The 23131-nt window shown below is 61.9% G+C and carries 21 protein-coding genes and 1 pseudogene; 12 read left to right on the top strand and 10 right to left on the bottom strand.

The features are described from left to right. Positions 1–325: 325 nt before the first annotated feature. From ACCAA_RS14435 to ACCAA_RS14420, 4 genes and pseudogenes are all read right to left on the bottom strand, one after another. Positions 326–766, bottom strand: a complete 441-nt coding sequence (locus ACCAA_RS14435) for an NAD(+)--dinitrogen-reductase ADP-D-ribosyltransferase (RefSeq protein ID WP_186407938.1) — start codon at positions 764–766, stop codon at positions 326–328. A gap of 23 nt (positions 767–789) precedes the next feature. Further along, positions 790–1013, bottom strand: a pseudogene (locus ACCAA_RS14430) (type II toxin-antitoxin system HicA family toxin). 2 nt (positions 1014–1015) lie between these two features. Beyond that, positions 1016–1225: a type II toxin-antitoxin system HicB family antitoxin gene (locus ACCAA_RS14425; protein WP_186407971.1), complete on the bottom strand. Its 210-nt coding sequence runs from the start codon at positions 1223–1225 to the stop codon at positions 1016–1018. Between the two features lie 288 nt (positions 1226–1513). Then, on the bottom strand, positions 1514–2398 hold the full coding sequence (locus ACCAA_RS14420) for an NAD(+)--dinitrogen-reductase ADP-D-ribosyltransferase (RefSeq protein ID WP_186407937.1): 885 nt from the start codon (positions 2396–2398) through the stop codon (positions 1514–1516). A 116-nt stretch (positions 2399–2514) separates the two neighbouring features. Between ACCAA_RS14420 and nifH the strand changes: the two genes are divergently transcribed. The 7 genes from nifH (at position 2515) to ACCAA_RS14385 (ending at position 8936) form a co-directional block, all read left to right on the top strand. Beyond that, positions 2515–3417, top strand: a complete 903-nt coding sequence (gene nifH / locus ACCAA_RS14415) for a nitrogenase iron protein (RefSeq protein WP_186407936.1) — start codon at positions 2515–2517, stop codon at positions 3415–3417. Positions 3418–3510: 93 nt separating this feature from the next. Continuing rightward, positions 3511–4983 carry a nitrogenase molybdenum-iron protein alpha chain gene (gene nifD, locus ACCAA_RS14410; RefSeq protein ID WP_186407935.1) on the top strand — a complete coding sequence of 491 codons (1473 nt, stop codon included), beginning with the start codon at positions 3511–3513 and terminating at the stop codon, positions 4981–4983. A gap of 69 nt (positions 4984–5052) precedes the next feature. After that, positions 5053–6621 carry a nitrogenase molybdenum-iron protein subunit beta gene (gene nifK, locus ACCAA_RS14405; RefSeq protein WP_186407934.1) on the top strand — a complete coding sequence of 523 codons (1569 nt, stop codon included), beginning with the start codon at positions 5053–5055 and terminating at the stop codon, positions 6619–6621. A gap of 97 nt (positions 6622–6718) precedes the next feature. Next, positions 6719–6946 carry a putative nitrogen fixation protein NifT gene (nifT, locus tag ACCAA_RS14400; RefSeq protein ID WP_186407933.1) on the top strand — a complete coding sequence of 76 codons (228 nt, stop codon included), beginning with the start codon at positions 6719–6721 and terminating at the stop codon, positions 6944–6946. A 20-nt stretch (positions 6947–6966) separates the two neighbouring features. Continuing rightward, positions 6967–7158 (top strand): 4Fe-4S binding protein, encoded by a 192-nt coding sequence (locus ACCAA_RS14395; RefSeq protein ID WP_186407932.1) that lies wholly within the window; start codon positions 6967–6969, stop codon positions 7156–7158. 87 nt (positions 7159–7245) lie between these two features. After that, positions 7246–7971 carry a dinitrogenase iron-molybdenum cofactor N-terminal domain-containing protein gene (locus tag ACCAA_RS14390; RefSeq protein ID WP_186407931.1) on the top strand — a complete coding sequence of 242 codons (726 nt, stop codon included), beginning with the start codon at positions 7246–7248 and terminating at the stop codon, positions 7969–7971. Beyond that, positions 7968–8936: a hypothetical protein gene (locus ACCAA_RS14385; RefSeq protein WP_186407930.1), complete on the top strand. Its 969-nt coding sequence runs from the start codon at positions 7968–7970 to the stop codon at positions 8934–8936. The genes ACCAA_RS14390 and ACCAA_RS14385 overlap by 4 nt, the downstream gene beginning before the upstream one ends. A gap of 133 nt (positions 8937–9069) precedes the next feature. Here ACCAA_RS14385 and ACCAA_RS14380 read toward each other — a convergent pair whose 3' ends face one another. Both ACCAA_RS14380 and ACCAA_RS14375 read right to left on the bottom strand, forming a co-directional pair. Beyond that, positions 9070–9600 carry an REP-associated tyrosine transposase gene (locus ACCAA_RS14380; RefSeq protein ID WP_186407929.1) on the bottom strand — a complete coding sequence of 177 codons (531 nt, stop codon included), beginning with the start codon at positions 9598–9600 and terminating at the stop codon, positions 9070–9072. A 132-nt stretch (positions 9601–9732) separates the two neighbouring features. Beyond that, positions 9733–11043, bottom strand: a complete 1311-nt coding sequence (locus tag ACCAA_RS14375; protein ID WP_186407928.1) for a glycerate kinase type-2 family protein — start codon at positions 11041–11043, stop codon at positions 9733–9735. 213 nt (positions 11044–11256) lie between these two features. Here ACCAA_RS14375 and nifV point away from each other — a divergent pair, with 213 nt between their 5' ends. From nifV to nifM, 5 genes are all read left to right on the top strand, one after another. Further along, on the top strand, positions 11257–12396 hold the full coding sequence (nifV, locus tag ACCAA_RS14370) for a homocitrate synthase (RefSeq protein ID WP_186407927.1): 1140 nt from the start codon (positions 11257–11259) through the stop codon (positions 12394–12396). Then, the gene (gene cysE / locus ACCAA_RS14365) at positions 12389–13177 is read left to right on the top strand and encodes a serine O-acetyltransferase (RefSeq protein ID WP_186407926.1); all 789 of its coding nucleotides are present in this window, start codon (positions 12389–12391) and stop codon (positions 13175–13177) included. The genes nifV and cysE overlap by 8 nt, the downstream gene beginning before the upstream one ends. 229 nt (positions 13178–13406) lie before the next feature. Further along, entirely contained in the window at positions 13407–13748 is a 342-nt protein-coding gene (nifW, locus tag ACCAA_RS14360) for a nitrogenase-stabilizing/protective protein NifW (RefSeq protein ID WP_186407970.1), read from the top strand. Further along, positions 13745–14239, top strand: coding sequence for a nitrogen fixation protein NifZ (locus ACCAA_RS14355; RefSeq protein WP_186407925.1), 495 nt, complete (start codon positions 13745–13747; stop codon positions 14237–14239). The genes nifW and ACCAA_RS14355 overlap by 4 nt, the downstream gene beginning before the upstream one ends. Beyond that, a complete protein-coding gene (gene nifM, locus ACCAA_RS14350) occupies positions 14220–15035 on the top strand; it encodes a nitrogen fixation protein NifM (protein ID WP_186407924.1) in 816 nt (271 codons plus the stop codon). The genes ACCAA_RS14355 and nifM overlap by 20 nt, the downstream gene beginning before the upstream one ends. A 230-nt stretch (positions 15036–15265) precedes the next feature. On the opposite strand, the gene ACCAA_RS14345 is transcribed toward nifM, so the two are convergent. From ACCAA_RS14345 to ACCAA_RS14330, 4 genes are all read right to left on the bottom strand, one after another. Beyond that, positions 15266–18175 carry a putative bifunctional diguanylate cyclase/phosphodiesterase gene (locus ACCAA_RS14345; protein WP_186407923.1) on the bottom strand — a complete coding sequence of 970 codons (2910 nt, stop codon included), beginning with the start codon at positions 18173–18175 and terminating at the stop codon, positions 15266–15268. Positions 18176–18234: 59 nt separating this feature from the next. After that, complete coding sequence (locus tag ACCAA_RS14340; RefSeq protein ID WP_186407922.1) at positions 18235–19812, bottom strand: B12-binding domain-containing radical SAM protein; 1578 nt, start codon at positions 19810–19812, stop codon at positions 18235–18237. An 18-nt stretch (positions 19813–19830) separates the two neighbouring features. Then, the gene (locus ACCAA_RS14335) at positions 19831–21144 is read right to left on the bottom strand and encodes a patatin-like phospholipase family protein (protein ID WP_186407921.1); all 1314 of its coding nucleotides are present in this window, start codon (positions 21142–21144) and stop codon (positions 19831–19833) included. A gap of 249 nt (positions 21145–21393) precedes the next feature. Next, positions 21394–23118 carry a potassium channel family protein gene (locus ACCAA_RS14330; RefSeq protein ID WP_186407920.1) on the bottom strand — a complete coding sequence of 575 codons (1725 nt, stop codon included), beginning with the start codon at positions 23116–23118 and terminating at the stop codon, positions 21394–21396. Positions 23119–23131 lie beyond the last annotated feature (13 nt).

Raw genomic sequence — 23131 nt, 5'->3', positions numbered from 1 at the left:
GATCGCGCCAAAAGCCTCTCTAGTTTTACTGAAGGCTTTTCAGAACTTGCTTGTGTTGGCTATACAGCGCTATATAAAGGTGAAAAGCGGCAAGTCAAATACAGGGCATCAGCATACACCGAGAACGCGGGAACGGCAACTTTGTGGCGCTGTCGCCACTGGCTGCTTCTGGCCGATAGTACTCGTCTAGCTCTGCTTCCGCAAAGCGGACATGGGCGAACTGCCAGCGCCCCAAGACCGTCAAGCAAAGACCGAGCAACAGACACCCGCAGCAATCGCCCTCGCCGTCTACTCAGGTGGCTGCCGAAGAGTCGACTCCCGACGCTCAGATACCCCCACCGTCCCCTCGCAGCGTCGACAAGGTCACATCGACGACCCCGCCGATCACCAGAAATTTGTCCTCGCCCTGCAGGACTCCCGGCAGCAGGTCGCAGTGAAAGAAGATCTTGGTCAGCGGGACTTCCACCGCCAGGATGTAGTCGCCGAACTCGCCGGCGCGTTCGCGGCTGCAGGTGAAGGAACTGAGGTTGTTCAAGAGGATGACGTGCCGCCCGACGCCGCCTTGGGCGAGAATTTCGTGGTCCGCCATGCGATTGACGCCGCGGTAGAGCGTGACGTGCCGCACGCCCGGATGGCGTAACGCCAGTTCTACTTGGCAGAACGCGTAGACCAGGGCAAACTGCGCCTTGAGCCCGCTGGTGCCGTAGAGGCCATGCGAGCGCATTTCCAGGCAGCGACGATAGGCGTCGCCGGAAGGGTTGAACATCGGCTGGCATGTAGGGAGGTAGCCTATCTGTGCTTGATCAACTCATCAAGCGGGAGGCCGACGTCCTTGGCGATTTGACGGAGCAAGCTTGGGGAGATATCTCGACCTTGATGAAACGGCACCTGGTACAGCGACCGGTGGCATCGCGGAATTGTTTATGGGAACCGCGTTGGCGGACTTCCGTGAAGCCGAGTCTAACAAGAATTGCTGTGACTTGATCAGGTTTGAGAACCGGAACATTGCCCATAATCAAGCCACGGCGACGTTTTGAACTCCAACAAACTCTGACTCCAGTATTGGTTCGCCATCTTCCAGGAGCATTGCAATGACTTCCTGCAGGTTGCGGTTGACTTCATCGAGCGTTTCGCCTTGCGAGTGAGCGCCCGGAAAACCCGGAACATAACCAACGAACAGGCCAGTCTGGGCACACCGCTCAATTACCGCTGAATAGACCTTCATGGCTGACTCCACAATTGTTCGGAAGGGATAGCTCTCATTATTGCGCAGCACGACGCAATTTCGGTCGCCAGCATACACCCGGAGCACCTCAATGACCGCTTCCACGGAATTCTTCCCCTGGCTGGCCGATAGTCCCCGTTGAGCCCAGGTCCCGCCAAGGCGACATACGCGAGCTGCGAGAACATCTTTGTCACCCTCTGCCATGGCTGCGCAGCAACCCTCGCAGCAATCACAGGACCATCTCCTTGGGTCGCCACCCCGTAGCCAACGTCCGATGCCCCCCTCCCCTCACAGCGTCGACAAGGTCACATCGACCACTCCGCCAATCACCAGAAATTCGTCCTCGCCCTGCAGGACTCCCGGCAGCAGGCCGCAGTGGAAGAAAATCTTGGTCAACGGGACGTCCACCGCCAGGATGTAGTCGCCGAACTCGCCGGCGCGTTCGCGGCTACAGGTGAAGGAACTGAGGTTGTTCAAGAGGATGACGTGCCGCCCGCCTGCGCCTTTGGCCAGGATCTCGTGGTCGGCCATGCGATTGACGCCGCGGTAGAGCGTCACGTGCCGCGCGCCCGGATGGCGTAACGCCAGTTCCAGTTGGCAGAAGCCATAGACCAGGTCGAACTGTGCCTCGAGCGCGCTGGTGCCGTAGAGGCCATGCGAGCGCATTTCCAGATAGCGACGATAGGCGTCGCCGGCAGGGTCGAACATCGGCTGGCCGTGGTAGCGCGGCATCAGGCCGAAGCGCGATTCGACCCACCCTTTGAGCACGGCGCCGTCGCGGCTGTCGGAATCGAAACTCCAGCCGCGGATCAGACGCACGTAGTTGGCCTTGGCGCGGCTCTTGCGCAAGCCGGTAAAGCCCATTTCATCCGGACGTTCGAGGCGAAAGTGAACCGTCAGGTAATCGCGAAAAACGCCGGCCCGGGCGCCGGGAGCGGCGGCGTACAGGCGGTCGAAAAGGTTGCGGTGCAGTTCGGCGACGCCGTCGAGGAGCAGCGGCGTCGGGCTTTTCTGATAGCTCAGGCTGCCCAGCGCCACCGCCGGCAGGTTGCAGCGATTGATGGGCAGGCGCGCCTCGCGCGGCAACGTTGCTTTGTCGTCACCCCGACAAAGCAACGTTGATTTGTCACATCCCAGCGCCTCATCGGGCGCCACTCCAATTTCTGTTTTCATCTTTGCTTCAATAGCTTGCAGTCTGTCGGCCGACCTGGCACGCAATGTGCAGAAGTCAGGGTGCGACCCTCTCTGATTTCTTCGCAAATCGACTGACAGTACAAGGAGATTACACCATGGCTAAACTGCGTCAATGTGCCATTTACGGCAAAGGCGGCATCGGCAAGTCCACCACCACGCAGAATCTGGTGGCGGCGATCGCCGAAGCCGGCAAGAAAGTAATGATCGTCGGCTGTGACCCGAAGGCCGACTCGACCCGCCTGATCCTGCACAGCAAGGCTCAGACCACGGTGATGCACCTCGCTGCCGAAGCAGGATCGGTCGAAGACCTGGAACTGGAAGACGTCCTGTCGGTCGGTTTCGGCGGCATCAAGTGCGTTGAATCCGGTGGCCCCGAGCCAGGCGTCGGCTGTGCCGGCCGCGGCGTGATCACCGCCATCAATTTTTTGGAAGAAGAAGGCGCTTACGACGAAGACCTCGACTTCGTTTTCTACGACGTGCTCGGTGACGTGGTTTGCGGTGGCTTCGCGATGCCGATCCGCGAAAACAAGGCGCAGGAAATCTACATCGTCTGCTCCGGCGAAATGATGGCCATGTACGCCGCCAACAATATCTCCAAGGGCATCGTCAAGTATGCCAATTCGGGTAGCGTGCGTCTGGCCGGCCTGATCTGCAACAGCCGCAACACCGACCGCGAAGACGACCTGGTCAGTGCGCTGGCTGCCCGCCTGGGCACCACCATGATCCACTTCGTTCCCCGGCACAACGTCGTGCAGCACGCCGAAATCCGCCGCATGACGGTCATTGAATACGATCCGACGCACCAGCAGGCCGAGGAGTACCGGCAGTTGGCGCTGAAGATCGTGAACAACACCAACTTCGTCATCCCGACGCCGATCGAGATGGAGCAGCTCGAAGAGCTGCTGATGGAGTTCGGCATCATGGAAGTCGAAAACACGGCAATCATCGGCAAGACCGCCGCCGAACTGGCCGCCGAACTGGCCGCTGAAGCCGCCTGAGCCTTACCAGACCCGGCGGATTGCTGGCCAGCGAACCCGCCATTTTCAACCACTACGCCGACCACAGATGAGTGGCGGCGTCAGGAGGAAAGCATGACGACCCTGTCTCGCGAGGAAACCGAAGCCCTCATCGCAGAGGTGCTCGAGGTTTATCCCGAAAAAGCCAAGAAGGACCGCGCCAAGCATCTGACGGTCAATGATCAAAGTATCGAGCAATCCAAGAAGTGCATCACCTCGAACCGCAAGACGTTGCCCGGCGTGATGACCGTTCGCGGCTGTGCCTACGCCGGTTCCAAGGGTGTGGTCTGGGGTCCGATCAAGGACATGATCCACATCTCGCACGGCCCGATTGGCTGCGGTCAGTTTTCCCGCGCCGGTCGGCGCAACTACTACGTCGGCACCACCGGGGTGGACACCTTCGCGACGATGAACTTCACCTCCGACTTCCAGGAGAAGGACATCGTCTTCGGCGGCGACAAGAAGCTGAGCAAACTGATCGAGGAAATCGACCAGCTCTTTCCGCTCAACAAAGGCATCAGCGTCCAGTCCGAGTGCCCGATCGGGCTGATCGGTGACGACATCGAAGCGATCGCCAAGAAGACTTCGGCGGCGATCGGCAAGCCGGTCGTCCCGGTGCGCTGCGAAGGCTTCCGCGGCGTCTCCCAGTCACTCGGCCACCACATCGCCAACGACACGATCCGCGACTGGGTGCTCGACAAACGCGACGGCGTCACCATGGAGACGACGCCTTACGACGTGGCGATCATCGGCGACTACAACATCGGCGGCGACGCCTGGGCCACCCGTATCCTCCTTGAGGAGATGGCGTTGCGCGTGGTCGCTCAGTGGTCCGGCGACGGCACGCTGGCGGAAATGATGAACACGCCGAAAGTGAAGCTCAATCTGCTGCACTGCTATCGCTCGATGAACTACATCAGCCGCCACATGGAAGAGAAGTACGGCATTCCCTACATGGAATACAACTTCTTCGGCCTGACCAAGATCATCGAATCGATGCGCCGCATCGCTGCCTTTTTCGACGATTCGGTCAAGGAGAAGTGCGAGGCGGTCATCGCCCGCTATCAGCCGATGGTGGACGCGGTCATCGCGCGCTTCAAGCCGCGGCTGCAGGGCAAGAAGGTCATGCTCTACGTCGGCGGGCTGCGGCCGCGTCACATTATCGGCGCCTACGAAGACCTGGGGATGGAAGTCGTCGGCACCGGCTACGAATTCGGCCACAACGACGACTACGATCGCACGATCAAGGAGATGGGCAATGCGACGCTGATCTACGACGACGCCAACGGCTTCGAGCTCGAGGAATTCGTCAAGCGGATCAAGCCGGACATGGTCGGCTCAGGAATCAAGGAGAAGTACATTTTCCAGAAGATGGGCATTCCGTTTCGCCAGATGCACTCCTGGGACTACTCCGGCCCGTACCACGGCTATGACGGCTTCGGCATCTTTGCCCGCGACATGGACATCGCCCTGTCCAATCCGGTCTGGAACAACCTCCTGCCACCCTGGAAGAAGGTCACTGCCGAAGCAGTGAAAGAAGCCGCCTGAGAAATCGCAAAAAATCGTAAACCTTGCGCCGGTATCCGCAGATGGGCGGCACCGGCAAGGAGAAAAGCAATGCAAACTGCAGAAAAGATCAAGCCGTGCTACCCGCTGTTCGGTGACGACGACTACAGGAAGTCGCTGACCGACAAACGTGAGCTCTTCGAGGAAGGCCACAGCGCCGACAAGGTCCGCGAAACCTTCTTGTGGACCACCACGCTGGAGTATCAGGAACTCAACTTCAAGCGCCAGGCGCTGACGGTGGACCCCGCCAAGGCCTGTCAGCCGCTCGGCGCCGTGCTCTGCGCCTCGGGCTTCCACAAGACCCTGCCCTACGTGCATGGCTCGCAAGGCTGTGTCGCTTACTTCCGCACCTACTTCAATCGTCATTTCAGAGAACCGTGCTCGTGCGTTTCGGACTCGATGACCGAAGACGCCGCGGTGTTCGGCGGCCAGAAGAACATGTACGACGGACTGGCCAATGCCAAGGCGATCTACAAGCCGGAGATGATCGCCGTGTCGACCACCTGCATGGCGGAAGTCATTGGTGACGACCTCAATGCGTTCATCAACAACACCAAGAAGGAAGGCCACATCCCGCAGGAATTCCCTGTACCTTTTGCGCACACGCCGTCCTTTGTCGGTTCGCATACCACCGGCTGGGACAACATGCTCGAAGGCATCATCCGTTCCTTCACGCTGAACACGATGGCCGACAAGAAGGTCGGCGCGAACGGCAAGATCAATATCATCCCCGGCTTCGAGACCTACCTCGGCAACTACCGCGTCATCAAGCGCATGCTCGATGAAATGGACGTCGCTTACACCTTCCTGTGCGACCCGAGCGAAGTGTTCGATACGCCGACCGACGGTGAATTCCGCATGTACGCCGGCGGCACGACGCAGGACGAGATCAAGGACGCGCCCAACGCACTGACGACGCTCCTGCTGCAGCCAACGCAACTGGAGAAGTCGAAGAAGTTCATCGAGAACACCTGGAACCAGGAGATTCCCAAGCTGAACATCCCGATGGGCGTCGACTGGACCGACGAGTTCCTGATGAAAGTCTCCGAAGTCACCGGCAAGGAGATTCCGGAATCGCTGGCCAAGGAACGCGGCCGCTGCATGGATCTGATTGCCGACAGCCACGCCTGGCTGCACGGCAAGAAGTTCGCCCTCTACGGCGACCCGGACTTCGTCCTGGGCATGGTCAAGATCCTGCTCGAAGTCGGTGCCGAGCCGACGCACATCGTGTGCCACAACGCCCACAAACGCTGGGGCAAGGTGGTCGAGAAGCTGCTCGAAACGAGCCCGTTCGGGGTCAATGGCAAGGTCTATACAGGCTGCGACCTGTGGCACATGCGCAGCCTGTGCTTCACCGACAAGCCCGACTTCCTGATCGGCAACTCCTACGGCAAGTACATTCAGCGCGACACCCGCTACAAGGGTGAAGAGTTCGAAGTACCTCTGATCCGCCTCGGCTTCCCGATCTTCGACCGTCATCACCTGCATCGTCAGACGACGCTGGGCTACGAAGGAATGATGTCCATCGTCACGCAACTGACCAACGCGGTCCTCGAGCAACTGGACCGGGAAACGATCGGCATGGCGACCACCGACTACAACTTCGACCTGGTTCGCTAACCGCGACCCACCTGCCCCTCACCCGGTGACGCGTGAGGGGCTATTGCTGATTCCCCTGGCGTTGCTGTGGCGACCTCCACGGTGACAGGAGCTTTGCATGGCCAACATCATGATCCGTACGGCCGTCAGCGGTGGGCTGACGTTCTACCTTCCGAAGCGAGATCTGGAAGCGTCCATCTCGTCGATCGAGTTCGACACCCAGGAAAAATGGGGCGGCGAACTGAAACTCGACAATGGCGGAATTTATTACATCGACCCGATCGCCAGGCCGCCACGCCTGCCGATCTCACTGCGAGCCAGGCGCATCGGCGCCGCCGAAGACTAGAAAAACCAAGGAGAAACACCATGGCAATGAAGATCGACTCCGACATGTGCACCGCCTGCGGCGACTGCAAGCCGGTTTGTCCGACCAAATCAATCAGCTCCGGCAAAATCTTCTTCAAGATCGATGCCAGCACGTGTACCGAATGCGACGGCCACAACGACTCGCCATTGTGTGTCGACGTCTGCCCGTCGGGCTGCATCAGCTACGCCTGAAGACGATCGATTCGCCCGATCATTGAGTTCAATGATCGGGCCGCCTGTGCACCCACTCGAAACTGACCCACCGGCCCGGAGCCTGCCATGTCCGAACCCCCAATACCCCCAATAGCCTCCCGCGAAGCCGCGCTGCGCATCGCGCTGGCGGCCCGCGCCCTCAATTCCCTCGACGTCCGCGCGCTGGTCGACGCGCTACTGGAAAGCCTGCAAGCGCCGCTGACCGAAGCCAAGCTCGGCACGCTCACCGTCGAAGATCTGCGCGTCATCCTCGCCGGTGACTTTGCCGAACAGGGTTGCCATGTCGGCGTCGAGGCCGAGGCACTGAAGGAAGCCGTCCGTCTGCTCTGGGGTGAGGGCGTCGACCACCGCGATTTTCCGGCAGTGGACGCCTACACCAAGGGCGAAATGCCGGGCTCCATCCGCGTCGCCATCGCCGCCAACCGCGGCGAAAACCTCGATGGCCATTTCGGTTCCTGCGAGCGCTTCCTGATCTATCAGGTGGCTCAGCAGGCGGTCAAGCTGATCGGCGTGCGCACCACCGTCGAGGCCGATGCCGCAGAAGACAGAAACGCCGCCCGCTCGGCGCTGATCAGCGACTGCCAGATCGTCTATGTGCAATCGATCGGTGGCCCGGCGGCCGCCAAGGTGGTCCGCGCCGGCGTTTATCCGATCAAGAAAGCGGCCGGCGGCCCGGCCCGCGAAGTGCTGGTCGAACTGCAGCGCCGTCTCGCCAACCCGCCGCCCTGGCTGGCCCGGATCATGGGGGTTCCCGCGACGTCGCTGGCACGCTTCGCGGCGAATCCCCAATGAACGAAACCCAGGGCTGGTCAGAATACTGCAAATCGCTCGCGCCCGCGATCGTCGAAAGCTGTACCAAGGTGCCGGTCAGCAGCGGCCCCGGCGCCCTCGTCAAGGCCCTGAGCGTGGCCCTGCCCGACTGGAAATTCCGCCACGCGCTGAGCCGCGGCGGCTGGTATCGCCTCGGCGGAGTTATCGCCGTCAACGGCCATCGCTTGTCAGACAATCTCGAAGAGTGGGTCGAAAACGCGCTCGATCAACACAACGGCGATTTTGCCCTGCTGATCGACGACTTCGCCGATCGCCAGCTCTACGCCACCCGACTCGTTGGCCAGACGCATTACCTGGTCGCGGCCGCCGGCGAAGGCACCGACGCCTTCCTGCAGCTCGAAATCGAAGATCTGCAGGAAATGCGCGTCCATCAGCTTTTTGCCAACCACGCCAACACGCTGGACGAACTGCTCGACCCGCGCGGCGGTGCCGACAAGCCACTGCCGGTTGGTCTGCCCTTCTACAACTTCCGCCGCGTTCAGCACATCGGCGCTTTCCTGCACCGTATGCTGAGGCAAAAACCTGAACCCTCGCCGATCCACCGCATGCTGGCAGACTGGACCGGCAGCAGCGCCGGCCACACCAGCGAATACTGCAACCACTGGGTGATTGCCACCCGCGAACATCTCGACCGCTACCACCAGCCGATCTTCCGCGCCCAGCCGATCGCCACGCAAGGTGGCGGCGCACCGGACTGCGAAGCCACCGCCGGCACCAGCGGCCTGAAACTACAGGCCGTCCTGGCTCACTTCGACCGCCAGGCCGGCTACCCGATGGCCTGGTACTTCCACATGCTCGCCACCAAGGCCGTCCCGCACTGGGTCGCCGAGGCAGTCGTCGAAGACTCGCTGGCCGGCTTCGCCTACCTGCCCGAACGCGACATTGATGTCGTCCGCGGCTGGCTGCATCGGCCGTATTCGGTCTAGCCATTGGCGCAGCGGCCGTTTCGCCTTTGGCGCACCGGCGCAATGCCCTTCGGTTATTGCGCCCTACAGGCTACGCGCAAGAAACGCGGCGTAGGGTGCAATAAGCGAAGCGCATTGCACCACTCGTCACCCGTCAATCATCGTACGCCAACGACTTCCCCTCGGCGCCTGCCCAGTCCGCCGGATAGACACCCGCCGCCACCAACTGGTGAAAAGTCGAATAAGGCCAGTCAAGCACACGCCCAGCCAGCCCGTGCTTCACCGGATTGAAGTGGACATAGTCCATGTGCGCCTGGAAATCCGCCTGATCACGAATCAAGTGCTCCCAGTATCGTCGTTGCCAGATACCCCGCTCTCCCCGGCGAACACGCACCACGGACACTATTTCGCCACCGGGTATGGTCTTGGAGAATCCCATTTTGATCAGTCGCCAGCGGGTCGCGAAATCGGCGTCCGCAGGCGGCAGTTCGATCACACAGTGCAAGTGATCGGGCAAGACCACCCAGCCATGGATGTGGAAAGGGTGGCCTTGCCGTACCAAACGAACGCTTTCCCGCAACAAATCAACATGCCGCGTCAGAAGGTCATTGCCTTGCCGTTGCAGCAGGTTCACCGTGAAGAAATAGGTGCCGCCCGGATACCAGGCTCGACGGTAGTCAGGCATCAGGCGAGGATTGAGGCACGTGGAATCGGCGCAATGCCCTTCGGTTATTGCGCCCTACAGGCAACGAGCAAGAAAAACGGCGTAGGGTGCAATAAGCAAAGCGCATTGCACCAGAGTCATGAAAAGCCAATTTCAGGTGGCCTCGTCGGTGATCAGTACCGCCCGGAAGTCGTTGACGTTGGTCAGGGTCGGTCCGGTGATGACCGAGTCGCCCAGGGCCTGGAAGAAACCGTGGCCGTCGTTGTTGTCCAGGCTGACCAGCGGCTTGATGCCCTTGTCCCAGGCGCGGGCCAGGCTGTCCGGCGCGAGCCAGGCGCCAGCGATCTCCTCCTGGCCGTCCACGCCATCGGTGTCGCCGGCGATGGCGTGGATGCCGCGACTCCCGTCCAGCGCGACGCCGAGGGCGAGCAGGAACTCGACGTTGCGCCCGCCACGCCCGTTGCCGCGCACCGTCACCGTCGTCTCGCCGCCGGAAAGAAGGACGCAGGGTGCGGCGAAGGGTTGGCCACGGCCAGCAACGTGCAGCGCGATCCCGGCGATCACCTTGCCCACCTCGCGCGCCTCGCCCTCGATGCTGTCGCTGAGGATATGGGGAGTGACCCCGGCGTCGGCGGCGACTTGCGCCGCGGCTTCGAGCGCCATCTGTGGCGTGGCGATCAGGTGCGTCTCTGTTCTCGCCAGGCGTGCATCATCGGGCTTGATCGATTCGCCACGGCCGCTATCGAGCACCTCTCGAACCGTCGCCGGCAGTTCGATTGCGTAGCGCCGCACGATGGCCAGCGCATCGTCGCAAGTGGTCGCATCGCCCACCGTCGGACCTGAGGCGATGTCGCTGGGGTTATCCCCCGGCACGTCGGAAATCAGGAGCGTGATTACTTTCGCCGGATGACACGCTGCGGCCAGGCGGCCCCCCTTGATCGCCGAGAGATGACGGCGGACGCAGTTCATCTCGCTGATGCTGGCCCCTGATTTGAGCAGCGCGCGACTGACCGCCTGCTTGTCTTCGAGAGTAATGCCGTCGAGTGGCGAGACGAGCAGCGAAGAACCTCCGCCGGAAATCAGGCACAACACGGTGTCGTCCGGAGTCAGATCGCTGACCAGAGCGCAGATGCGTCCGGCAGCGGCCAGCCCTGCCGCATCGGGAACGGGATGGGCGGCCTCGACGATTTCGATTCGTGTGCATGGCACGCCATAGCCGTAACGCGTGACCACCAGCCCGCAGAGCGGACCCGGCCAGTTATCCTCAACGGCGCGGGCCATCGCCGCCGAGGCCTTGCCAGCACCGATAACGATCAGGCGGCCACTGGGCACTGGTTGTATTTCAGGCAGATGCGGCGGGATGCAATGCGCGGGCTGCGCCGCTTCAATCGCGGCAGCAAACATTTGTTGCAACAGGTCGCGCGGGTTCGGGCGCTCTGTCGTGCTACTCGTCGTTGTACTCATGGGTACTCCTTGCTGGTCATTCAAGTTGACGGGAAGTCATGCGCGCTGTCCTGGATCTGCCAAGCGTACAAGGATAGCCGATCGCTCCGGGTACGATTGTCGCATTCTCGACATCGTCCTCACATCAGCCCTGACAGGGAATCAACAATTGCATTGTTTCAAAGGCTTGTACGCTGGCATCATCCTTGCTGCAAGGGAGTCAAGGAGATTGCCATGACCGACCCGCTTTTCGTCACCATCAACGACACCACCCTGCGCGACGGCGAGCAGTCGGCCGGGGTGGCGTTCTCGCTCGCCGAAAAGCTCGACATTGCCCGCCACTTGGCGGCCATCGGTGTGCCGGAACTCGAAGTGGGAATTCCGGCGATGGGCGACGAAGAGCGCGAGTCGGTGCGCGCTGTGGCCGATCTCAAACTGCCGCCACGCCTGATGGTCTGGAGCCGCATGCACCTAACCGACATTGCCGCCTGCGCCGACCTCGGGGTACACCTGATCGACATTTCGGTACCCGCCTCCGACCAGCATCTGGCCTACAAGCTCGGCCGCGATCGCCGCTGGCTGCTGCGCGAGCTCCCGCTCTATATCGGCGCCGCGCTGAGCCTCGGGCTCGAAGTAGGCCTGGGTTGCGAGGACGCCTCGCGCGCCGACGTGAGCTTTCTCTGCGCGCTGGCCGAGACCGCCGAACGCGCCGGCGCCCGTCGCCTGCGTTTTGCCGACACGCTCGGCGTCCTGGAGCCTTTCGGCACTTTCGAGCGCATCAGCACCCTGCGCCGCAGCAGCGGGCTGGAAATTGAAATGCACGCGCATGACGACCTCGGACTGGCTACCGCCAACACGCTGGCCGCGTGCAGGGCCGGCGCGACGCATGTCAATACGACGGTCAACGGCCTCGGCGAACGCGCCGGCAATGCGCCGCTGGAAGAAGTCGTCCTCGGCCTGACGAAGCTGCACGGCATCGAAACCGGCGTCGATCTGAAAGGCTTCCCGGCAGTTTCGCAGCAGGTCGCCAGCGCCTCGGGCCGCGCCGTGCCGTGGCAGAAAAGCGTCGTCGGCGCTGGCGCTTTCACGCACGAGGCCGGCATCCATGTCGACGGACTGCTCAAGCATCCCGACAACTACCAGGGTTTCGACCCACAGGAAGTCGGCCAGTCGCACCGCATCGTGCTCGGCAAGCATTCCGGCTCGCGGGCGGTGCAAATGGTCTATGCCGGTTTCGGCGCCACGGTCGACGACCGCGAAGCGCAGGCGCTGCTGCCGCGTATTCGCAATTTCGTCGCCAGGCACAAGCAGCCGCCGGAGACGCCCGATCTGCGCGCGCTGCTCGCCTCGTTGAGGAGCTTGCCCCATGTCTGAAACCCTCACCCTCGCCGCCGGCGTCAGTCCAGCGCCCGGCCTGTGGGCCACTCTCAGGGAAGACCTGGCTTGCGTCTTCGAGCGCGACCCCGCGGCCCGCTCGACGCTGGAAGTCCTCACCACCTACCCCGGCGTACATGCCCTGTTCGGCCATCGTCTGGCGCATCGCCTGTGGCTCTGCGGCTGGCGCTTCTTGGCGCGCTTTCTGTCATTCATCGGGCGGACTTTGACCAACGTCGATATCCACCCCGGTGCGACGATCGGCCGTCGCTTCTTCATCGACCACGGCGCGGGCGTGGTGATCGGCGAAACCGCCGAAGTCGGCAACGATGTCACGCTGTACCACGGCGTCACACTCGGCGGCACCTCATGGAGCAAGGGCCGGCGCCACCCGACGCTGGCCGACGGCGTCGTCGTCGGTGCCGGCGCCAAGATTCTCGGCCCGATCAGCATTGGCGAACGCGTCCGCGTCGGCGCCAATTCGGTAGTCGTCAAGGATGTTCCCGCCGACCGTACCGTCGTCGGTGTTCCCGGCCGTATCGTCGCGACGCGTGTGGCTGGCGGAGGCGCCGGTGAGCGCCCCGAGAACGGCATCAGTCTCGACCACAACCTGTTGCCCGACCCGGTGGCCAAGTCGATCGCCTGCCTGATAGCGCGCATCGAACTGCTCGAAAGCGAACTTTCAACGCTGCGCGACGAACCACCAGCGGCCGACCGCAGCGGCGAATGCCGCATCTGCAGCGCCGGAGACCTGTGCTGCAAGAACGAATCTTTTCACTGAGGCGGCCATGGATCTACTCGACTTTTCCGACTGCAAACTCTGCTTCGAAGAAGCTCTGCCGGCGAGAGCCTCGCTTCTGCTCGACCAGGCGGCGCGCGAATACGGCCAGGAAACTGCCGAAACGGCGCTGTTGCGCGCCCACCTGCTGGCGCCGGAGAACCTGACGGTACGTTCCAGCAGGCCGATGAAGAGTTCGGCCTTTCCCTTGCCCTGGTCTGAGGAGACTGCCATGAACGAGACGCGCACCCTTGCCGAAGCCCTCGAAGAGCTCGCTTCGGCCGAGGATTTTCTCGATTTCTTTGCCGTTCCCTACGACACAGACGTCGTCCAGGTGAATCGTCTGCACATCCTGCAGCGCTTTCACGACTACCTGGCCAGGCAGGCCCCCGAGCTGCCGCAGGAGGAAGCTGCGCAGCACGCCATTTACCGCCTTTGGCTGGCACGCGCTTACCAGGATTTCGTCGCTTCCGACGCGCTGACCGAGAAAGTCTTCGCTGTCTTCCACCATGTTCAGAAGCCGGGTGGTGGCTCGACGTCCTTCGTTCCGCTGGACAAGGTGTTTCATAAATGAGCGACGCACACTGGCAACGCTGGCAGCGTTGGGATTTCGGCGAAGCGGTACGCCTGACGCGCAATGTCAGGAACGACGGCACGTATCCGGGCCTGGACTCCGGCGCACCGCTCGTCCGCCGCGGCAGCATTGGCTACGTGGTCGACGTCGGTACGTTTCTGCAGGACCAGATCATCTACTCGGTGAACTTTTTCGACGAAGGTCGAATCGTCGGCTGTCGCGAAGAGGAATTGATCGGTGCCGACGAACCGTGGATGCCGTCGCGCTTTGAATTCCGCGAGACCATCGCCGCCGCCAAGAACCTCTCGGTCGGCGGTGAAATGCTGGTCACCCGAGGCGCCATCGGCAAGGTGATCAAGGTGATCCGCGACGCACCGGGCGGCGTCGCCTATCACATCCACTTCGACGTCCTGCCGGGGCGCGTGCTGCAGATCCCGGAAGACGCACTGGCCGCGGCGGAGGTAGAGGACGATGCAGCGCGGCTACCTTGAGTTGAAACTCTCCTGGGAACTCTTCCAGAAGCCCCCTGAAGCACTCTCCGAAGCAGAACATCTGCGTGTCGCCGAGGTCGCTACGCGGCAGAACGCCATCGAGCAGCGTATTCTCAGCAGTTGCGAAGCGGCGAGCGTCGTCGTGCCGCCCGATACGCTCAGTACGCGACTCTTTGAAATCCGCCAGCGCTACCAGAGCGAGCGTGAACTCGCCGACGAACTCGAACGTGTCGGCCTCGACGAGGAACAACTCGCCGCTGCCGTCGAACGCGATCTCTCGGTCGAAGCGCTGCTCGACAAAGTCGCCGCGCGGGTCGACCGGGTCAGCGCGGTGGACGCCGAAATCTACTACCACCTGCACCCGAAAGCGTTCCACCGTCCCGAAACTCGCCGCCTGCGCCACATCCTGATCACCTTCGACACTGCTGGTGAAAGAATTGAAGCAGCAGCAAAACTCGAAGCGCTACGCACGACGCTGAAGAAGGCCAAGGAATTCGGCGAAGCTGCGCTCCGCCATTCGCAGTGCCCGACGGCGACGCAAGGTGGTCAACTCGGCGTCGTGAGGCGCAAGCAGCTTTACCCGGAACTCGAAGAGGTCGCTTTCCTGCTGAGTGAAAGCGAAATCAGCGCTGTTATCGAGTCACCGATTGGCCTGCACATCATTCGCTGCGATGAGGTTCTCCCCTGTGGAACGTTGCCCTTCACCGCGGTTCGCGAGAAGCTCATCGAAAGACTGACCGACGATCGCCGCCGCGAAGTGCAACGACGGTGGATCAAGGATCTCGTCGCAGCCTAGCGCAAGCCCCTGGAAGGTGGTGACGTACGAAGCGCATCAATCGCGACAGATGCGCTACGACACTCCACTGCCTGCGGCCATCGACCAACATCCCGCACTATGGTCCGCCTGAAACGCAAGCTCCCACACAGAGGCAGGCGTCAGTCAGCAATCCCCAGCACTCTGTCGGTACTCGCACCGGTATCTCTCGTACGCTTGTCGCTAGCGCGGTGTTTGCAGCGGAATCTGGGTCATTCTCCGGCGTTCTTTGCGGGCAGGTCGATGCGGCCGCGACGCAGGAGATCTTCGATCTCGTCTGGCGGCAGCGGGCGACTGAACAGGTAGCCTTGCAGTTTCGGGCATTGCGCACGCTGCAGAAAGTCGAGTTGTTCTCTGGTTTCGACCCCTTCGGCAATGACATCCAGATCGAGGCTGCGGGCCATGGCGATGATCGCCGTGGTGATCCCGGCGTCGTCGGCATTCTGCGGCAGGCCGCGGATGAAACTCTGATCGATCTTCAGCGTGCCTATCGGGAAGCGCTTGATGTAGGACAGCGATGAGTAGCCGGTGCCGAAATCGTCGATCGAGAAGTGCACCCCCATTGCGCGCAGACGATACAGTCCCGTGATTCGTTTGGCATCCGGCTCCATCAGGATGCTTTCGGTCAATTCAAGTTCGAGCCGGTCGGCAGCGATGCCCGTTGCAACGATGATCGCCGCAACGGTGTCCAGGAAACCCGCTGCACCAAGCTGGCGTGCGGAGACGTTCACCGCCACCCGCGGTACCGAAACGCCACTCTGCTGCCACTGCCGCACCTGGCTGCAGGCGGCATTGAGCACCCACTCGCCGATCGGGACGATCAGTCCGGTTTCCTCGGCAACGGGGATGAACAGCGCCGGCGATACCAGCCCTTGCTGCGGATGCTGCCAGCGAATCAGTGCTTCGATACCGATGACCGTCCCATCGGTGGCGCGCACCTGGGGCTGGTAGAACAGGCGAAATTCGCCTCGTTCGAGGCCCTTGCGAAGATCGCCTTCAAGAGCCAGGCGTGCCGTCGTTCGGGTAGTCAGCGTTCGCTCATACAACTGCCAGTTGTCACGCCCTTGCTCCTTGGCATAATACATCGCGGTATCCGCATGCTTTAGCAGCGTCGCTGCATCGTCGCCGTCGGCGGGGAAGAGCGCGATGCCGATGCTCGAGGTGACCGTGATCTCCTGTTCGCCGATCAGGGCAGGCCGTCTGAGCAGCGCCTGTATTCGCTGCGCGACCGCGCAGGCGGCCTCGGCGGTGTCGACATCGGGCAGAACGACGGTGAACTCGTCACCGCCAAGGCGTGCGAAGTGCAGGCCCGATTCATCGAGTGCCGGCCGGGCAATGAAAGCACCTGCGCGCAGTTTCTCCTGCAGGCGCTCAGCGACAGTCTGCAGCAGGCAGTCGCCGGCACTGTGCCCTAGCGTGTCGTTGATATGCTTGAAACCGTCCAGGTCGAGAAATAGCAGCGCCATCCGGCGATTGGTCCTGCGTGCCCGCAGTAATTCGCGGTCGAGGCGTTCGAGAAAACTCTGCCGGTTTGGCAAGCCGGTCAGCGTGTCAAAGTAGGCCAAGCGACGGATTCTCTCCTCGTTGTGTTTCTGGAGCGTGATGTCGCGCACTACGACTAGCACCTTGTTGGCTCCGTTTGGCGCGATACGCGCCTCGTAGTGGTGGATGTTGCCGTCCACCGGCAGCTCGACGAATACCGATTGCAGATTGCTTTCTTGCAGCACCTTCTCGATACCCCGCTGAATGGCACTCGCCGTCTCGGTTGGCAGAACTGCCGACACGTTCTTGCCGAGCAGCTCGCTCCCGGTAACGAAGAATCGCGTAGCGCAAGGCTGTTTATAGTCGAGGCAGATTCCTTGCCGATCGAAGACCAGGATCAAGTCAGGCATCGCCCAAATGATTGCAGCCTGCTGTCCTTCGAGTTCGTGCAAGTCCCGGTGCTCGCCCCGCAGCCGGATGATCAGCGCTGCGAGCCAGAAGGCCGCCTGAAACAGGCTGCCGATCGGAAATGCGAATGCCGCCAGGCGGCTCACTTCGACACCGCTGCCGATTACCGAAAAAGCCTGCACCCCCCCGCCGATCATCGTCGCGCCCAGCCCCAGCGTGAACAGGCGGATCGAGGCACTGCGCCTGAACACTCCCCTGGCGAGCAGCACGATGGTGGCCACGGCCAGGACAAAGAGAACGGCTGCCCCGGCACGGTAACCGGCGGCATGCCATGCCGAACTGAGGAAACAGAGCGCGCTGAGCACGACAAAGCCGCCAATGGCCAAGCGCACCCTGCCGCGAAGCTGCAAGAACTCCAGTACCGCGAAGCCAATGCCGAGCACCACGCCGGCTACCGAGATCGCCTGGAGGAACGGGAAGTATTGCGGGCCGGGCCAGCAGGGCACGAACGCAGAGCCGATGCCGAAATTCTGCACCAGCCAGATCTGCAGTGCGAAGCAGTAGAAGGCGTAGGCCAATGCGACGCGGCTGCCTGCGTAAGCATCGAAGCCGAGGGCGACGACAATCATCATCAGCAGGATGCCGCTGTAGGCACCCATGCCGATCCACAGCACGGTGTTATCGCGCACGAAGCTGGTTTCGTCGGCGAGCATGATCCACGGACGAATGGCCTTGTAGTCCTGCACGATCGCCGTGACTACCGCGCCTTCGGGCAACGCGGGAAGGTGCGCATAGGGGAATGGACTGACTATATCGCGGTGGGCGAAGGGCAAGCCACGACCAGAAATCGACAGCCAGGGGCAACCATTCACGTCGGTGGCGACGACAATGAAGAACTCGGCAATCGGTTCCTGCAGGTAGACAATTGGCGATCGAGCACCGAACTGCTCGCGCTCGACCTTGATCTGGAAAGCACGGGCTGGCTTGGTCAATGACAAGTCCGGCAGCTCAAGCTTCTCGCAACCCGCGCGCGGCAGGGCAACCGAATCACGGAGCCGGGTCAGCCAGCGGCTCGCATCGTCCGATCGACCGGGGCCTTGCGGGGCATCCCACAAAGTCGTCAATCCCGCCGAGAAGGTATGGGTCTCCGGCACCGCCCCGGGAAGCGTAAGGGCGATCACCACCAGAAGCACCAGACCTTTACAGAGCTGCTTGATAGTCACACGCGTCATTCCGTAGTTTTTCGGCAGCGACGCTTCCTGTCTTCGGAGACACAAGAAAGCTGCGCGTGTCAGGGCATCGCGGTTGCATTGTTCGCGATTGCAGTATAGGTGCGAATCGTCGCTTTTTCGTCGCTGGCCTGCGGCAGCAGACTGGCGGCGTCGTCAATCAGGTCATCGTGCAGCTCGCCATCGGCATCAGTGACGCAGAGTGCTTCGAAATGACCGCGGTACCGTTCGGGGATCCCGATCCGGGGGCGGTACAGTGACCCGAGTGGTTCAGAACTGGCAAGGTAGCTGCGGCAGCCGTCCCCGCCGGGTCGAATACCGTCGCGACCATTGCTGCCGAAACGCGGGTAGCTCATTGCCCAGGCATTTCCCAGGCCGCTCAGCAGCCCCCAGTTCGATAAGCTAGCGCGATAGCGGCGAAAGAATCGCCAGGCATGCAAGGCCAACTTGCGTTTCGCGATCAGACCTTTATCCATGCGCGCAGCAAAGGCGACGGCCTCCTCGATGGGGTCGACGGGGTGACAGACCAGTGATCGCCCATCCATGTCGCGCAGCCTGACATTCGGTAGAAACAGACCCTCGCACAGCCGACTGCCGAACAGCGGCGTGCCGAGCATCGGGATGGCAAAACTGAGAAAGCTGGGCAGGGTAATGTGCGGGTTGGCGGCGATGAAGTCGGTTTCAGCCAGCACCTCGTCGATCCTTTGGTCAGCCAGGTCGAAGATCAGCCCGTAATGGAAGATCAGACCGGCCTCCAGACACGAGCGGATGGTTTCCTCCTGCGGCAACACCAGATTCTGCTTCTTGTTGAAGGCGGTGACCTGCGCGCGGCTGAACGATTCGACGCCACTAAAAAAACCAATACAACCGGATTCGCTTGCCAGCGAGACGTTTTCGGCGCTGGTGAAGAAATCGGCGGTGACCAGCGCCGCCCAGCCGCCGAATTTCCCTTGCTCGAACAAGTCCTTGAGGAGTGCCATGCGGGCCCTGAAATAGGCGCGCGGGCCACCAAAGAAGTTCTGGTCAAGGAACATCACACACTGGCGGTAGCCAAGAGCGTCGATCTGCCTGCGTACATCGTCCAGGTCGTAGGTCATGAACTTGCGGTCTTCGGCGGTCATCGAGCAAAAGCTGCAGCGGAAGTTGCAATTGCGGGACGTTTCCGCGTAGCCGATGATGCGGCTCCGGGGCAATAGATCGTGGCGCGGAATGGGCACCTCGGCAGCGTGCCCCGGGCCAAAGACCGCATCGACCACCGCTACCAGTTGCTCGACATCGGCGCTGCAGACGTAATCGAAATAGCGGCGGCTGAGATTCGGCAGCATCCGCGCCAACGGGCCACCCATGGCGACGACAATGCGCGGATTGACCACTCTGGCATACGCCGTCACCTGCTTCATGCGGTCGAACGACGGGTTGAGTCCGGTCAGTACCAGCAGCTCTGCCCATTGCAGCGCGGCAAGATCCTCGAAAGGACCGTCGCGAAACTCGCAGCCGAGGCGGAGGTCGACGCGGGCGGGATCCAGCATTCCGGCCAGTACAGCCGGCGCGATGGACTGTGGAATGATCCAGGGGTTCCCCCGTGCACCGCGATGATTGTCGGAATAGCAGTTGACGATCAGGATTCGTGGATTGGCCATGGGCAGCTCGGTCCGCTGTCACTGAGCCGACATCGCGGTCCAGGCGGCCCTGGCGTCGCTATACCAGCGATGGCCAATTTCGCACAGGCGATCGGTGTTCGGCAAGGTGCGCGAGGGCGACTGCGCAAGCGGCGCCGCCCAGATCCCGCAACCCCGGACAGGCTGATTGTGCCAGCCATCGCGCAGCCACCCGTCGCCCAGCCGCTTGATCAGGTCCACGTCGTCCTGCGCGCTTGCGGAGATATCCATCTCGGCGATGCGGCGGAACTCGTCGATGCTCCAGCCCGCCGGCACGCTCCACTCTCCCGTCGCTCGATCGATGACCGGTTGAATGACCGGGTTCATGCGCACAATCGCCGTTTCCGTGTAGGGGCAACACGAAACGTCAAGCGGCAAGCCTCCGTCGAGCATGAGGTGGGCAATGAAAGTGTGAGCATCCGGAGGATCAGCGATGATTGTCTTGCCGACCTTGACCAGCTCGGGGAGGAAGCCGGTTCTGGCGCGCGGCCGGCACAGCGCATTTGGGATCCCTTCGGTTCCGCATTCGGGCAGAAAAACCGTGCTGGTGCCCAGCGACAGCACGCCGATATGGTGACGCGGCACGCCCAGCGCGATGGCTTCGACAACACCCGCCAGCACCGGATTGTTGTAGCCCGTCATGGCGCCGTCCCAGAAGCGGCAGCCGTCAAATTCAGCGGGCTTGTCGAACCAGTTGATCGGTGCAGTACTTGACGCATGCGCCGCCTCGGCCAGTGTCGCGCGCTGCTGCCGGTGCGGGAAACTGGCGGCAGGGCTGGTGACATTGCTGCGCATCATGCGGGCCCGGTCGCGGTCGAAGTCGTAGGTAACAAAAAGGAAGGACATTGGCCTGGTCGCTTCATCGCGCTGCAACCGTACGGAAGCGATACTGTCATTGAGAATTCCGTGCAGGTCCTGCAGCGATGTGGTGCCCATCGTGGGCAGTATTCGGTGCAAGAATTCAAGCTTGCCGTCGGTCGAAAAACGCTGGCCAACCGGGCTCGATGGTGAAAGAACTCCGGTAAGCAACTGCAACAGGCTCCGGTACCAGGGCAAGCGCCCAAAAAGTGCGTAGCGATTGACCGGGTTGTCGAACAGGCCGAATATTTCGCGTGGCGCATAGCCCTCGACCAATGCCGCAGCGACGATCGCCCCGCCCGAGCAAGCCGACACCAGGTCAAAGTGGCTGAGAACCTGATGTCCATCCTCGCCCGGGAAGAGGTCATCAAGCACCTTCGCCTGAATCAACGCAAAAGTACCGCCACCGTCGAGCGATAATATTCGGAAGGGCTTTCTGGCGGGCCTAGCTTCCATTGACACGGCTTCCAAACAGATCCTGAGTCCTCTTTTTCTTGCGCTTTCAAGCAAGTGATATTATGCGGCAAATTGCCCCGCATGCGCTAGGTTCCGGCAGGTGGCGCGCGATCGTCAGCGGGTTGGTTTGGCGGAGAGCTTTGGTCAGGAGCGAGTTGCGACACTTCGAGCTGACCCTGGGAAAGCGCCCGATGACCAAGACGGCAGGCGGCTTTGTGAACCGGCAACGCTGTCGTTGGCGTTCCTCCGTCACCCCAAAGGGCTCTCGTTGGCACCGGTGGACTTCCTTTTCTTCAGCAAGCCCCACAACCAGCCTGGGGTATCCTGACCGGTCAGCACATAGTCGAGCACGGTTCGATTGTCGAGCGTCAGATTCTGCGCCGCCTTTGCCGCCCGCGTGCCGGCAAACAGGACTTCGTCGCCCGCCTGCAGGATCGTCGCGTCGGCGGGTAGTTCGTCGTCGCACCCATCGCGCACCAGCAGCAGCGGCAGCAGCGCGAGCCACTCCTGGCGATCCGCCGGATCGCGCCGCAAGCTGTCCAAGGCCATCGTCGCCTGTTCGAACAGCAGGAATCTATGCACTGCCGGCGAGTCCACCGCATTCAGCCGAATGCCCCAGACCACCGGCACCCGCTTGTCGAAGAGTCGCTCGAGATCGCTGACGACGCCTGCTGCACGAGACTCCGGCCAGGCACGCACGAGGCGAAGAAAGCGGGACAGCAGCGGCGAGGTGATCAGTGCCAGGCACTCGCGCGCCACGATGTGCGACGGCACCATCGTGAAATCGGCATCGTAGGCGTCGAACAGGATCTGATTGGCAACGCTGTTCTGACGTACCACGACGAACAGCTTCGGGTTGACCTCCATTGCGGTCATGGCAATCGACAGGTTGTTGGTATCGTTATCGCTGGCGGCGACAATTCCCACCGCGGCTTCGACCCCGGCCTGCCGCAGCGGCTCCGCCTCCGTGCCCTGGCCAACGATGTGGTGGACATCGATCGGCAAATCGGGATTCGGATCGATCACCGTCAGCCTGACCCCTTGCCGCTGCAGATTGCGCACCACTGCCTGACCGAAACGCCCGTAGCCGCAGACTACCCAGTCGCCGACGGGCGGGTCGTGGCGCTCGGGAACTTCCCGACCCGGCAGGCCGGTGAGCAGGTCGACCAGACGAAACCAGTCCGGTGAACGAATCGCCTGTGCCAGATAGTCGGCGAACTTCTCGAAGTGATTGACCACATAGTGCGTGCCGAACGACATCATGTTGGCTTCGATCGACGGACTGGCAACACGGGCGACGATCCGCAGACGTGGATTGATCAGCCGGCTGCTGATCGCCACGGCAAGATTGGCCGCATCGTCATCGGTCATCGCCAGCACGCCGCGACAACTGCGATGCTTCAATCCGGCCATCAACAGGTGCTGCGGCTGCGCCGCATCGGCACCCAGGACAAGAATGTCGGCCGAGAAATCTTCCAGTTCGAGTTCCTGGATGCGCATCTCGTCGCGCTCCAGCGCGACGACGCGGATGCCCTCCCGATCGAGTGCACGGGCGATCAGCAAGCCGGTCTCGCCACACCCACAGATGATATAGAACGGCTCTCCCAACTGCCTGACGCGACGGGCAAAACGACTGCTCAGCAACACCTGCTGGAAGCCCTTGTCCTGGACGAGCGCCAGCAGGCTGATGATCGAATACGACCAGCCGACCACCGAAAGGTAGATGCATACCGTCACCCACATTCGCTGAGCATCGGAAAAGGCATTCGGCAACTCGCCGAAACCGATCGTCGTCGCCGTATAGCTGACGAAGTAGAAGGCATGAAAGAAGCTCATCGGCGCCGTCGGTTGGCCTTGCGCGTCGATGCCGGGAACCAGCGTCAGACCGAGAGTCGACAGCGCATAGATGACGATCAGCACGATCAGCGGCGCGCGCATCCGCCGCAGCCCAAGGAAGAATACGCTGGCGTTCATTTCGCCGCAGTCG

It is taken from the genome of Candidatus Accumulibacter aalborgensis (assembly GCF_900089955.1).
Taxonomy (GTDB): Bacteria; Pseudomonadota; Gammaproteobacteria; order Burkholderiales; family Rhodocyclaceae; genus Accumulibacter; species Accumulibacter aalborgensis.
Note: the sequence above shows the minus strand (reverse complement) of the source record. Positions and strands in the feature narration are given on the sequence as shown.